Source organism: uncultured Brevundimonas sp. (genome assembly GCF_937870815.1).
In the GTDB taxonomy this organism is placed as follows: domain Bacteria; phylum Pseudomonadota; class Alphaproteobacteria; order Caulobacterales; family Caulobacteraceae; genus Brevundimonas.
Genome location: NZ_CALMZS010000012.1, coordinates 1 through 12,563, shown reverse-complemented (window position 1 = coordinate 12,563; position 12,563 = coordinate 1). Strand labels below are relative to the sequence as shown.

Below are 12,563 nucleotides of genomic sequence, written 5' to 3'. Positions count from 1 at the left end.
TTCGTGCTCGATGGCGGCGATCGGCGTGCCGGCGGCGATCTTGCCCATCAGCGACAGTTCGCGGGTGTCGTTGGCCGCCTCGATCGCCTGCGGACGGCCGCCGCCCTCGATGACGCCGGGGGTGAAGCCCGCCCGGCCCCGCGGCGCGCCCGCCGTGGCCTGGTCCGGCATCTTGACCACCTCCAGCGCCCGCGCCCGGTGCGCCAGCCGGCGGATGAAGCCGCGCTCCTCCAGCGCCGTGATCAGCCGGTGGATGCCCGATTTGGACGCCAGATCCAGCGCCTCCTTCATCTCGTCGAACGAGGGGGAGACGCCGGTCTCCTTGATCCGCTCGTGGATGAACATCAGGAGTTCGTGCTGTTTGCGCGTGAGCATGGCGTCGAATCGTCCAGAACAAGGCGTGAACCGTCGCCGATGTTCTGTAAGTGTTCTTGCCTAATGTCAACTTAACGGCGGAGTGGCGCTCCTTCGGTCCGAGAGCTATGCTTTCCACATGGCCGTGAAACCAACTCTTCGCTTGGATGGTGATGGCATCGACGACCTCATTGAGGACGTTGAGGAGGCTTTCGCTCTCCGGTTTGCCGATGGGGAACTTCAGTCCGTAGCGACGGTCGGCGATCTGCATGAGCGGCTTATGTCGCGTTTGCGCACCGATCCGGGACTCTGCGCCACCTCCATGGCCTTCTATCGCATCCGGCGGGGTCTGGTCGCCCAAGGCTGGAAAGGTCGCATCGCTCCAGCCACACCCCTTCCGACAGATGGCGCGGTCGCGCCGAGGCGCTTCCTGCAGCGATTGGCAAGCGACAGCGGTCTTCGAGGATTGCATGCCGGATTAGGTCGGGCGGGATCAATCGGCGCCTGGTCCGTTCTCGGAGTGATAATCATCTTCGTTCTGGCTCTGGCAGAACGGGCATGGATATTGGCTTGGGCCGGTGTGGTGCTCCTGGTTCTGAGCGTCGGCCTGCTGATTCTTGATCGCGGTCGCCTTCCACGAGGGGTGAGGACTGTCGGAGACCTGGCCCGGCAAGCCGTGACCCAGAACCATGGCGGATTGATCGCCCAGGGCGCAGGGGTCCGTGGAGACGAAGTCTGGACATCGGTGCAGAGCATTGCCGCGGATTCCGCGGGCCTGTCACCGGCGGACGTGGGGCGCGACACGACCATCTTTAAGCAGAAGACCGGCAAGGCGGCCTGATCGTCAGGTCATCAGCTTCCGCGTCGCCGCCTCGACCTCCGCCTGCCGCATCAGGCTCTCGCCGACCAGCACGGCCTGGGCATGGGCCGCCGCCGCCCGCGCCACGTCGTCCGGCGTGAAGACGCCGCTCTCGGCCACCAGCAGGGCCTCGGGCGGGGCCTTGGGCGCCAGCCGCTCCGTCACCGCCAGATCGACCTCGAAGGTCCGCAGCGAGCGGTTGTTGATCCCCACGAGATCGCCGTCCAGCCTGCAGGCGCGGGCCATCTCGGCCTCGTCGTGGGTCTCGATCAGGGCGTCCATGCCGAACCGCCCGGCCTCGGCCAGCAGCTCGGCGGCGAGGGCGTCGTCGACCATGGCGAGGATGATCAGGATGCAGTCGGCGCCCAGCGCCCGGCTCTCGGCCACCTGCCACGGATCGACGAGGAAATCCTTGCGCAGGCAGGGCAGGGCGGTGGCGTCGCGCGCCTGACCGAGGAAGGCGTCGTCGCCCTGGAAGCCGGGGCCGTCGGTCAGCACCGACAGGCAGGTCGCGCCGCCGCGCTCATAGGCCCTCGCCAGCGCCGGGGGATCGAAATCCTCGCGGATCAGCCCCTTGGACGGGCTGGCCTTCTTGATCTCGGCGATCAGGGCCGGGCGGCCGGTGGCTTCGACACGGCGCGCCAGCGCGGCCCGGAAGCCCCGCGGCGGCGGCGCCTCGCGCGCCCGCGCCTCGACGGCGTCCTGCGACAGCGCCGCCTTTCGCGCCGCCACATCCTCGCGCTTGTAGGCGGCGATCCGCGCCAGGACATCGGTCACGCGGGGTCTTCCTCGGTCGGGGTGTTGGTGGCTTCGACCAGCGCGGCCAGCGCCTTCGCGGCCCGGCCGTCGTCGATCGCCGCCGCCGCCAGGGCCGCGCCCCCGGCCAGATCGGCGGCCCGGTCGGCCACCACCAGGGCCGCCGCCGCATTCAGCAGCACGATGTCGCGATAGGCCCCCTTCGCGCCGTCCAGCAGGGCCCGCAACGCCGCCGCGTTCTCCCCGGCGTCGCCGCCGCGCAGGTCTTCGACGCGGGCGACGGCGAGACCGGCGTCCTGCGGCGTGACGGTGAAGCGGCGCACCGCCCCGTCCTTCCATTCGGCTACGCCGGTCGGACCCGTGGTCGTCAGTTCATCGAGCCCCTGTCCATGCACGACCCAGGCCCGCTCGGCCCCGAGCCGCCCCAGCACCTCGGCCAGAGGCTCCAGCAGGCGGGGATCATAGACGCCCATGACCTGCCGCTTTGCGTTGGCCGGGTTCGACAGGGGGCCCAGCAGGTTGAACACCGTGCGAAAACCGAGCTCGGCGCGCACCGGCCCGACGTGGCGCATGGCCCCGTGGTAGGTCGGGGCGAACAGGAAGGCGATGCCGGCCCGGTCGAGCGCGCGCCGCTGCTGCGCCGGGGTGGCGGCGAGATTGACCCCCAGCGCCGCCAGCACGTCTGACGACCCGGACCTGGAGCTCAGCGCCCGGTTGCCGTGCTTGGCCACCTTCAGCCCCGCCCCGGCCAGCACCAGCGCCGCCGCCGTCGAGATGTTGAAGGTGTGCTGGCCGTCGCCGCCGGTGCCGCAGGTGTCGATGACCTCATAGGGATGATCCAGCCTCAGGGCGGCCTCGCGCATGGCGCTGGCGAAGGCGGCGATCTCGCCCACCGTCTCGCCGCGGATGCGCAGGGCGGTGACGGCGGCGGCCACCTGGGCCGGAGTCGGCTCGCCCCTCAGGCAGGCGGCGAAGAAGGCGTGGGCCTCGTCATCCGACAGCACCCGACCGTCGACCAGCCCGGCCAGAAGGGGCTTGAAACCGTCCGCCATGTCAGACCATCGCCGTGCGTCTGATGTTCGCCAGATCGAGGAAATTGGCCAGCAGATCGTGGCCGTGCTCGGTGGCGATCGACTCGGGGTGGAACTGGACGCCGTGGATCGGGCGGGTACGGTGGGCGAGGCCCATGATCTCGCCGTCGGCGGTCCAGGCGGTGACCTCCAGCACGTCCGGCAGGGTCTCGCGCTTGACCGCCAGCGAATGGTAGCGGGTCGCTATGAACGGGGTGGGCAGGCCGGCGAAGACGCTTTGGCCCTCATGCTCGATCGGCGAGGTCTTGCCGTGCATCAGGCTCTTGGCGCGGATCACGTCGCCGCCGAAGGCCTGGCCCATGGCCTGGTGGCCGAGGCAGACGCCGAAGATCGGCATCTCCGGCGGCGCCGTGTCGATCAGGGAGAGACAGATGCCGGCCTCGTTCGGCGTGCACGGGCCCGGCGACAGCAGCAACGCCTCCGGCTTCAGCGCCAGGGCCTCGGCCGCCGTCAGGTCGTCGTTGCGCACCACGCGCGTCTCGGCGCCCAGTTCCGCCAGGTAGTGGACCAGGTTCCAGGTGAAGCTGTCGTAGTTGTCGACGACGAGGATCATGCTGGGCTTCTAGGCGGTGCGCCGCCCCGCGCCAAGCGGCGCGACGGTAAGGCTGCGTTAACCATGCCCGGGCGAACTGGAGTCTCCAGCGGAGGGGCTCCCATGGCCGACAGCACCATCGACAGGGCGCGCGCCCTGCTGGCGCCCCCGGTCCGGCGCGCCAGCCCGTGGGCCGCGCTGGCCGCCGCCGGCCTCGCCGCCACGGCGGCCATGCTCATGGCCGGGGTGATGGTGCTCGGGCCGGGCGTCCGCTTCGATGAGCCGGCGGCGGCTCAGCCCCCGTTTCCGGACGGATAGCGCCAGGCGTCCTCCGCCGCCTGCATCGGCGCGCGCGCCTTGGCCCTGGTCTCGGCGTATTCGGCGGCCGGATCGCTGTCGGCGACGACGCCGGCGCCGGCCTGCACATGGATGTTGCCGTCGGCGAACAGGGCGGTCCTGAGCACGATGCAGATGTCGGCCTCGCCGCCGGCCGAGATATAGCCGACCCCGCCGCCGTAGCCGACGCCGCGCTTCTCGCTCTCCAGCTCGTCAATGATCTCCATGGCCCGCACTTTCGGGGCCCCGGACAGGGTCCCGGCCGGGAGGGCGGCCAGCAGGGCGTCGACGGCGTCCAGACGCGGGTCGGCCTTGCCCTGCACATCTGAAACGATATGCATGACAGAGCTATAGCGCTCGATCTTGAAGCTTTCAGTGACCTTGACCGTGCCCGGCGCGGCGACCCGGCCGACGTCGTTCCGGCCCAGATCCAGCAGCATCAGATGCTCGGCCCGCTCCTTCGGATCGGCCAGCAGCTCGGCCTCCAGCGCCCGGTCGGCCTCCGGCGTCTCGCCGCGCGGCCGGGTTCCGGCCAGCGGGCGGATGGTCACCCGTCCGTCCTTCAGGCGGACGAGAATCTCCGGGCTCGACCCGGCCAGCTGGAATTCGCCGAAATCGAGGAAGAACAGATAGGGCGACGGATTGCGCCGCCGAAGCGAGCGGTAGAAGGCGAACGGGTCGCCGGCCCACGGCGCGGCGAAGCGATGGCTCAGCACCACCTGGAAGATGTCGCCGGCGGCGATGTAGTCCTTGGCCCGCGCCACCATGGCGCCGAAGGCGGGCTCGTCGACCGGCGAGTGGAACGGCGGGACCGCGGCCTCCACCGGCGCCGGGATGGCGGGCAGGGGCGCGCGCAGCTCGGTCTCGAATGCGTTCAGCCGGGCCACGGCGGCCTCGAAGGCCGCGTCCGCCGCCAGGCCGCTGTCCGGATAGGCGGCCGAAACCAGCACGATCTCGTGCTTCACCGAATCGAAGATGGCCACCAGCGAAGGCCGGGTCAGGACGGCGTCGGGCAGGTCCAGCGGATCGGGATTGGGCGGGCCGAGCGGCTCGAGCAGCCGCACCATGTCATAGCCGAACACCCCGAACAGACTGGCGGCCATCGGCGGCAGGTCCTCCGGCAGGTCGATCCGCGAAGCCGCGATCAGCGCCCGCAGAGACGCCAGCGGATCCCCCGGTTCGGCGGCGTAGGCGCCGTCCGCGATGGCCGGTCCCCGGCACAGTTCCGCGCGCGCGCCGCGGCAGCGCCAGACCACGTCGGGATCGCGGGTGATGATCGAATAGCGGCCGTTGACCGCGCCCCCCTCCACCGACTCCAGCAGGAAGGCGTGGGCGCGCCCGTGGCCGACCTTCAGGAAGGCCGACACCGGCGTTTCGAGGTCGTCGACCAGCCGCCGCACCACGACCTGGGCGCGGCCTTCGGCCCAGCCGGACGCGAACGCCGGCCACGCCGGGCCGCCGGCCGAAGTCATCGCCCTGCGGGCGCGCCCGGCGCGGCCGGCGTCGCGGCGACGCCCAAGGCTTCCCGGGCGAGCTCCTCGTCATAGGTCGCCTTCATGCGCTCGGCGGCGGCGCTGACGGCGGCGGCGAACAGCGGATCGCCGCTGGCCGGGCCGAGCCGGGCCCGCCACTGCTGCGCCTCGTCGGCGACCACGGCGGCGGTGGGGGCGGCGACGCGGTCGACCCGGCCGATGGCCAGGCTGCCCTGCGACTGCGGTTGCGAGAACACGGTCCCGGCCGGGCCGCTGAACAGCCCGGCCATGACTCCCTGGCCGAGCCGGGTGACGGTTTCCTGGTCCTGTTTCAGGCCCGCGCCCCTCGACACCGTGGCCCCGACCGAGGCCGCGACGGCGGCGATGTCCTCTCCGGCCCGGAGCCGCGCCGCCACGGCGTCGGAGCGGGCCGAGAGCAGACGGATGTTCTCCCGGCCGATCCAGGCGGCGGTCAACCGCTCCCGCACATCTTCGAGCGCCGGCATGGCGGCCGGGGTCACGTCGTCGACGCGGACCACGAAATAGTCGCCGTCGCCCAGCGCGGCCGGCTCGTTGGCGCGGCCCTTGGTCAGGCTCCACATCGACTCGAGAATCTTGAGCGGCACCCGGGTCTGCTGACCTTCGCGGTTGCGGCCCTCGCGGGTCACGGCCGGGATCGGGGCCAGCCGGGCCCCGACCTGACGGACGGCGTCCTCGACGCTCTTGCCTTCGCGCCGCGCGGCCTCAAAGGCCTCGACCCGGCGCGCGATGGCTCCGCGGGCTTCCTGGCCCCTCAGCTCCTCGACGATCTCGTCACGGGCGTCCTCCAGCGTCACTTCGCGGCCCGGGGCGACGGCGGTCACCTTGGCGACCACGAAGCCGACCCGGGCCTGGACCGGCGCGGACACCTCGTCGACGCCCAGGCCGAAGACGGCGGCGGCCACGGCCGGATCGCCGATGGCGCTGCGCGGGGTCTCGTCATAGCTGGCGGGCTGCAGGTCATAGGCCTGGCCGACCGCGGCCGGAGTCTGGCCGGCGCGCAGGGCGTTGGCGATGCGCTCGGCGGCGGCGCGGGTCGGGGCGGTCAGGGTGGTGAAGGACCGGCGTTCCGGCAGCGACAGGCTGTCCTTGCGGAATTCGTAGCGGGCCCGGATCTTCTCTTCACTGATGGCGATGTTCTGGTCGGCCGGATTCCTGAAGATCACCAGCGTGCCGGATCGCAGTTCCGGCGTGCGCAGCTCGGCGGCGTTCTGGCGCATGAAGGCGGTCAGCTGGGCGTCGGTCGGGCGCGGCGCCGTGCCCACCATCTGCTGGGTCAGCAGGAACCAGCGGCCGTCGCGGCTCTGCTGGTTGATGTTGGCATAGAGCGCCCCATAGACGCGCGGCATGCGCAGGCCGGCGACCAGCGCCGAGGCGTAGTGCGCCCGGCTGTAGTCGTTGCGGATCTCCTGCTCCAGCATGGCCGGCGTCATCCTGGCCTCGCCCAGCTTGGTCTCGTAGAGGCTCTCGCTGAACCGGTTGGTGACCGGATCGAAGAAGGCCGGGAAGGAGCGGATCTGGCGCAGGACCAGTTCGTCGCCCGGCCGGATGCCGGTCTTCCAGGCCCAGGCGAAGAAGGCCAGTTCCTCGGCGCGGCCCTTCAGGATCGCCGCCAGGGGCGCGTTGCTCAGCAGTTCCTCATAGGTGATGGCGCGGCCCTGCTCGGTCTGGAGCTGCTCGAGGCGACGGTCCATCTCGGTCCGGAACTCGGTCGGGCTGAGGCTGCGGTCGCCCGCCGAGACGACCTTCGGCGCCTGCAGGCTGCCCAGCACGTCGGTCTGCGTGCCGCCGGTGACCAGCAGGCCCAGGGCGACGAGGACCAGAAGGCCGATCGCCCACTTCGACTTCGCGAAATTGCGGAATATGGAGATCATGGGGAAGCGGTCCTGGGCGGATGGCGGCGACGACAGTCGCTTCGGCCTATAGGGGGTGACGGGGCCGCACGGCAAGACAATGGCGTGATCGGCGCCGTCCGGACGGCTTGGCTTGGCGCATAGCTCCGCCTAGAGAGGCCTGATGAAACAATCCGTGAAGCTGATCGTCGGCAACTGGAAGATGAACGGCCTGGCTGCGCACCTGGGCGAGTTCGCGGCCCTGCGGCGCTCCCTCGACGACCAGCCGGCGGCCTGCCGCGTCGCCGTTTGCCCGCCGGCCACCCTGGTCGAGCGGATGGCCGCCGCCGCGCGGGGCGGCTCCATCGAGGTCGGCGGGCAGGACTGCCGGGCCGAGACCCACGGCGCCTACACCGGCGGGATATCGGCGGAAATGCTGAGGGACGCCGGGGCCCGGCTGGTGATCGTCGGGCATTCGGAGCGCCGGCAGGAGTTCGGCGAGAGCGATCTGCTGGTCTCCGCCAAGGCCGAGGCCGCCGTCCGGGCCGACCTGGCCCCGATCGTATGCGTCGGCGAAACGCTCGAGCAGCGCGAGGCGGGCAGGGCGGTCGAGGTGGTCCGGGCCCAGGTCGCCAACTCGTTGCCCCGCGCCGTCTCCGGGCATGATTTCGCCGTCGCCTATGAGCCTGTCTGGGCCATCGGCACCGGCCTGACGCCGTCGCTGGAGCAGATCGAGGAGGTTCACCGGGCCGTGCGCGAGGCGATCATCGAACGGCTCGGCCTGGCCGGGGCGGCGGCCCCGATCCTCTACGGCGGGTCGGTCAAGCCGGACAACGCCCGCGACATCCTCTCGGCGGCCGAGGTCGGCGGCGCCCTGGTCGGCGGCGCCTCGCTGAAGGCGGCCGATTTCCTGCCGATCATCCGCGCCGCCTGAGGCGGTAGGCGAGAAGCTCCTGACCGACCCGAAACGGACAGCGGCGGCTGGCGCGCATCTACTGCCCATCGCCTACCGCCTACTGCCTCCTTCCCCCCGCTCCCCATCAATGATAGACGCCGCCGCTTGATCGGCGCGGCTGCGCGCCACACATATCGGCCGCCATGCTCCAGACCATTCTCCTCGTCGCCATGATCCTCATCTCGGTCGCGCTCGCCGCCGTGATCCTGCTTCAGCGCTCCGAAGGCGGGGCGCTGGGCATGGGCGGCGGTCCGTCGGGATTCATGACCGCGCGCGGGGCCGGCAACCTGCTGACGGTGACGACCTGGTGGCTGGCCGTCGCCTTCTTCGCCTGCGCCATCGGCCTGACCATCGTCGGCAACGTCAGCCGCTCGCGCCAGTCGATCGTCGATCCAGACGCGGTGGGGGCTCTCGTCGCGCCGGCGGCCGGCGCCGATGCGGAAAGCCCGGCCACCGACGCGCCCGCCACGGCTCCGGCCGAACCGGCTGGTCCGTCGCTCGACGACTTCCTCGGCGCCGCGCCGGCGGCCGAGCCCGCCCCGGCCCAACCGGCGCCGGCGCAATAGGAATGGGCGGGGAGCTTGTCCCCGCCTTCCTCTCCCGCCCCCATAGTCTCCGCAGCAGGCCGCCCGAATCGGCGGTAGAGTGATCTCCCATGGCCCGTTACGTGTTCATCACCGGCGGCGTGGTTTCCTCATTGGGAAAAGGCCTCGCCTCCGCCGCCCTCGGCGCCCTGCTGCAGGCGCGCGGCTACAAGGTGCGTCTGCGCAAGCTCGACCCCTATCTGAACGTCGATCCGGGCACGATGAGCCCCTATCAGCACGGCGAGGTCTTCGTCACCGACGACGGCGCCGAGACCGACCTCGACCTCGGCCACTACGAGCGGTTCACCGGCGTTTCGGCGGCGAAGTCGGACAACATCACCACCGGCCGGATCTATTCGACCATCCTCGAGAAGGAGCGGCGCGGCGACTATCTCGGCGCCACCGTGCAGGTGATTCCGCACGTCACCGACCAGATCAAGCAGTTCTGCCTGACCCCGGCCCTGACCGATGACGGCGAGGAGGTCGACTTCGTCCTGGTCGAGATCGGCGGCACCGTCGGCGACATCGAGGGCCTGCCGTTCTTCGAGGCCATCCGCCAGCTCGGCCAGGATCTGCCGCGCGGCCAGTCGTGCTTCGTCCACCTGACCCTGTTGCCCTTCATCAAGACCGCCGGCGAGATGAAGACCAAGCCGACACAGCACTCGGTCAAGGAGCTGCGCTCGATCGGCATCCAGCCCGACATCCTGCTGTGCCGCTGCGAATATCCGATCCCGCCCGAGGAGAAGCGCAAGATCGGCCTGTTCTGCAATGTGCGCGAGAGCGGCGTCATCCAGGCCATGGATTCCGCCGACATCTACGCCGTGCCGCTGGACTATCACCAGGAGGGCCTCGACGCGGAGGTGCTGGCCCATTTCGGCATCACCGACGCGCCCGCGCCCGATCTGTCGCGCTGGCGGGAGATCGCCCGCCGACGCCTGCAACCGGACGGCGAGGTCACGGTGGCCGTGGTCGGCAAATACACCGTGCTGAAGGACGCCTACAAATCCCTGATCGAGGCCCTCCACCACGGCGGCGTGGCCAACAACGTCAAGGTCAATATCGACTGGGTCGAGGCCGAGACCTTCGAGGGCGACCGCGACGCCTGCGAGGCCCGGCTGCAGGGCGCCCATGCGGTGCTGGTCCCCGGCGGCTTCGGCGAGCGCGGCTCCGAGGGCAAGATCGAGGCGGCCCGGTTCGCGCGCGAGCGCAACATTCCCTATTTCGGCATCTGCTTCGGCATGCAGATGGCCGTGATCGAGGCGGCCCGGAACCTCGCCGGCTTTCCGGAGGCCTCCTCGACCGAGTTCGGGCCGACCGCGGAGCCGGTGGTCGGCCTGATGACCGAATGGACCCAGGGCAACGAACGGGTGAAACGCCAGCACGGCGGCGACCTGGGCGGCACCATGCGGCTCGGGGCCTATGACTCGACCCTCAAGCCCGGCTCGAAGATCGCGGCCATGTATGGCGCGACGACGATCAGCGAGCGCCACCGCCATCGCTACGAGGTCAACATCAACTATCGCGAGGCGATCGAACAGAGGGCCGGCCTGACCTTCGCCGGCCTGTCGCCCGACGGGGTCCTGCCCGAGACGGTCGAGCGCGAGGACCATCCGTGGTTCATCGGCGTCCAGTACCACCCGGAGCTGAAGAGCCGGCCCTTCGCGCCCCACCCGCTCTTCGCCGGCTTCATCGAGGCCGCCGTGGTGCAGAGTCGGCTGGTTTAGGCCGGGGCGGCGGCTCAAGCCCATCGAACGGCTGCCGCCGGCCGCAGCGCAGGCACACCTGCGTTCCCGGCTGGCTTCGGCTGTCGACGAACAGATGACCCTTGCGGGCGCAACGCAGGGACTCGAACATGGCGGCCTCCCCGATCGCCGTTTTATGATACGCCTCGAACCGCGTCAGCGCCATGACATCGGCGCCGGCCGCGCTGCTGAACAGGTCCGTTACGCCGCAGGAGCGGCGCCTTGGGCCGGTCCGACCAGCAGGCCGTCGACAGGCTGCAGCACACCGTTGCTGGCCAGGCGCTCCTCGCCGGTCAGGCGGCCTCGCGCGCCGCTCTCAGAGGTCACCACCACGGTCCCTCCGTCACGCGACAGGGTGAGCAGGGTGTTGGCCACGGTGCGCAGCTGGACGTTGCCGTCGGCATCCCGTTCAAGCGCCGCGTCGATGTCCGCGCGGGTCAGGGCGCCGGGGACGATATGGGCCCGCAGCAGGGCTGCGCCTTCGGCCCGCCGGGCCTCGGTCGTGAGGTCCGCCGGGGCGCCGGGAGCCGAGAAGGCCGTGTCGGCCGGGGCGAACAGGGTGTAGGGTCCGACCCCTTCCAGCACGTCGCCGAGCCCCGCGTTGGCCGCCGCCCGGCCCAGGGCGCCGTAGCCGCTCTCGCCCTCCAGCGTCGCCGCCAGGGTGCGGGACGACGGCGCGGCCGGCCCGGCGGCCTCGCCCTCGGCCTCGTTGTCGCCGCCGCATGCGGCCAGCAGGAGGACGGCGAGGGGCGTCAACGCCCGGCGCATGATGGTTCGCATGTCTGGTGTCTCCCGGAGCGAAATCAGGTGAGCAGCTGGATCGCCGCCTGGACCAGCTGGGTGGTCGGGTCGACGCGATAGACGTAGCCGTCGTTGTAGCGGTAGATGCTTTCCGCACTGTCGGCGTACTGGTTCCGGTAGGCGTAGGGGACATTGTAGACGTCGTACCCGGCCGGCATCGGCTGGCCGACGGTGATCGGCTGGCCGGTCAGCAGCGCGACGACCTGGGTGATGGCCTGGGTCCTGGGATCGACGCCGAACAGCGCGCCGTCGGCGTAGCGATAGTCGTACGGATCCTGCAGCCGGAAATAGTCGGCCTGATAGGGGGCCACGGGCTGATAGCCGTACTGTCGTGGCCACACCGCCCCGGGGGCCAGGGCGCCGCCCAGGGCCGGCAGCCAACCGGCCACCGACCCGCTCCGGTCGAGGCGGTAGAGATAGCCGTCGTCATAGCGCCAGTTCGCCTCGCGGCCGCGGTTCCACAGCCAGTCATAGCCGCCCGCGGCGATCTTGCGCTCCTGTCCCGGCGGCAGGCAGCCGTTGTTGCGCTTGGCCAGCCCCGGGGGGCAGCCGGCGATCAGGCCGCGCCCGGGGACGGCGCGGTCAAGGTCGTCGCTGCCGTCGACCAGCGCCACGGGACTCCGGCCCCGCTCCCCGCGCGGACGAACCCGGTCATCGTCGTCGCGATCATCGTCCCGGTCGCGCACCCGTCCGGGGCCGCGCGGGTCCGGCCCGCGCGCCAGTTCGCGCACATCCGGAGCGCCGCGCCGGACATCCCGGCCAGCCCGCTCCGGGCCGCGCCCCCGGGCCTCGCCGGCGTCATCGCCGCGGCGTCCGCGGACCGACCTGTCGTCGTCGTGGTCGCCGCCATGCTCCTGGGCGTGTTCGCGACCCTTGCCCTGACCGTGGTTCTGGGCTTCGGCCGCCAGCGGCAGGCTGAAGGCGATGGCGATAGCGGCGGCGGCGGGAATGATCTTGTTCATCGGAGAATCCTCTCGTGTACCCCGCTCAACGCCCGGCGCCGGACGCCGTTCCTGAAAGGGCATGAGGAGGGAAACGCCTCGAAAGTTCGCAGGCGACCTGCGAGCCGGGCCGCCGGCCCGGCCGACGTGGCGGACAGGGTGGGATTCGAACCCACGGCAGGCTTGCACCTGCGGCGGTTTTCAAGACCGCTGCCTTAAACCACTCGGCCACCTGTCCGTACCCTGCGGGCGGAACCGCCGCATAGCGC

12 protein-coding genes, 1 tRNA gene and 1 pseudogene are annotated in these 12,563 nt (G+C 71.1%); 5 read left to right on the top strand and 9 right to left on the bottom strand.

From position 1 onward, the window contains the following. Window positions 1-375: pseudogene (locus tag Q0588_RS00975) on the bottom strand (repressor LexA); the annotation flags it as partial. Between the two features lie 118 nt (window positions 376-493). Here Q0588_RS00975 and Q0588_RS00970 point away from each other — a divergent pair. Further along, window positions 494-1,195, top strand: a complete 702-nt coding sequence (locus Q0588_RS00970; RefSeq protein WP_298742939.1) for a hypothetical protein — start codon at window positions 494-496, stop codon at window positions 1,193-1,195. Between the two features lie 3 nt (window positions 1,196-1,198). On the opposite strand, the gene trpC is transcribed toward Q0588_RS00970, so the two are convergent. Genes trpC through Q0588_RS00955 form a run of 3 tightly spaced genes read right to left on the bottom strand, consistent with a single transcriptional unit; the run spans window position 1,199 to window position 3,613 of the window. Next, entirely contained in the window at window positions 1,199-1,990 is a 792-nt protein-coding gene (gene trpC, locus Q0588_RS00965) for an indole-3-glycerol phosphate synthase TrpC (protein WP_298742937.1), read from the bottom strand. Then, window positions 1,987-3,021 (bottom strand): anthranilate phosphoribosyltransferase, encoded by a 1,035-nt coding sequence (gene trpD / locus Q0588_RS00960; RefSeq protein WP_298742935.1) that lies wholly within the window; start codon window positions 3,019-3,021, stop codon window positions 1,987-1,989. Before trpD ends, trpC begins: the two co-directional genes overlap by 4 nt. 1 nt (window position 3,022) lies before the next feature. Next, the gene (locus Q0588_RS00955; RefSeq protein WP_298742933.1) at window positions 3,023-3,613 is read right to left on the bottom strand and encodes an aminodeoxychorismate/anthranilate synthase component II; all 591 of its coding nucleotides are present in this window, start codon (window positions 3,611-3,613) and stop codon (window positions 3,023-3,025) included. Between the two features lie 102 nt (window positions 3,614-3,715). Here Q0588_RS00955 and Q0588_RS00950 point away from each other — a divergent pair, with 102 nt between their 5' ends. Then, window positions 3,716-3,910, top strand: a complete 195-nt coding sequence (locus tag Q0588_RS00950; protein WP_298742931.1) for a hypothetical protein — start codon at window positions 3,716-3,718, stop codon at window positions 3,908-3,910. Here Q0588_RS00950 and trpE read toward each other — a convergent pair. Both trpE and Q0588_RS00940 read right to left on the bottom strand, forming a co-directional pair. Further along, window positions 3,886-5,400 carry an anthranilate synthase component I gene (gene trpE, locus Q0588_RS00945; RefSeq protein WP_298742928.1) on the bottom strand — a complete coding sequence of 505 codons (1,515 nt, stop codon included), beginning with the start codon at window positions 5,398-5,400 and terminating at the stop codon, window positions 3,886-3,888. The two genes, Q0588_RS00950 and trpE, sit on opposite strands and share 25 nt — an antisense overlap. Continuing rightward, the gene (locus tag Q0588_RS00940) at window positions 5,397-7,313 is read right to left on the bottom strand and encodes a peptidyl-prolyl cis-trans isomerase (RefSeq protein WP_298742927.1); all 1,917 of its coding nucleotides are present in this window, start codon (window positions 7,311-7,313) and stop codon (window positions 5,397-5,399) included. The genes trpE and Q0588_RS00940 overlap by 4 nt, the downstream gene beginning before the upstream one ends. A gap of 142 nt (window positions 7,314-7,455) precedes the next feature. Here Q0588_RS00940 and tpiA point away from each other — a divergent pair, with 142 nt between their 5' ends. The 3 genes from tpiA (at window position 7,456) to Q0588_RS00925 (ending at window position 10,534) form a co-directional block, all read left to right on the top strand. Further along, a complete protein-coding gene (gene tpiA / locus Q0588_RS00935) occupies window positions 7,456-8,205 on the top strand; it encodes a triose-phosphate isomerase (protein WP_298742926.1) in 750 nt (249 codons plus the stop codon). A gap of 164 nt (window positions 8,206-8,369) precedes the next feature. After that, a complete protein-coding gene (gene secG, locus Q0588_RS00930; RefSeq protein WP_298742925.1) occupies window positions 8,370-8,792 on the top strand; it encodes a preprotein translocase subunit SecG in 423 nt (140 codons plus the stop codon). An 89-nt stretch (window positions 8,793-8,881) separates the two neighbouring features. Further along, window positions 8,882-10,534 (top strand): CTP synthase, encoded by a 1,653-nt coding sequence (locus Q0588_RS00925; RefSeq protein ID WP_298742924.1) that lies wholly within the window; start codon window positions 8,882-8,884, stop codon window positions 10,532-10,534. Window positions 10,535-10,753: 219 nt separating this feature from the next. Here Q0588_RS00925 and Q0588_RS00920 read toward each other — a convergent pair whose 3' ends face one another. The 3 genes from Q0588_RS00920 to Q0588_RS00910 form a co-directional block, all read right to left on the bottom strand. Continuing rightward, window positions 10,754-11,332, bottom strand: a complete 579-nt coding sequence (locus Q0588_RS00920) for a fasciclin domain-containing protein (protein ID WP_298742923.1) — start codon at window positions 11,330-11,332, stop codon at window positions 10,754-10,756. A 23-nt stretch (window positions 11,333-11,355) separates the two neighbouring features. Continuing rightward, window positions 11,356-12,315 carry a hypothetical protein gene (locus Q0588_RS00915; RefSeq protein WP_298742921.1) on the bottom strand — a complete coding sequence of 320 codons (960 nt, stop codon included), beginning with the start codon at window positions 12,313-12,315 and terminating at the stop codon, window positions 11,356-11,358. Between the two features lie 127 nt (window positions 12,316-12,442). Further along, a tRNA-Ser gene (locus tag Q0588_RS00910) sits at window positions 12,443-12,532 on the bottom strand. Window positions 12,533-12,563: the final 31 nt, after the last annotated feature.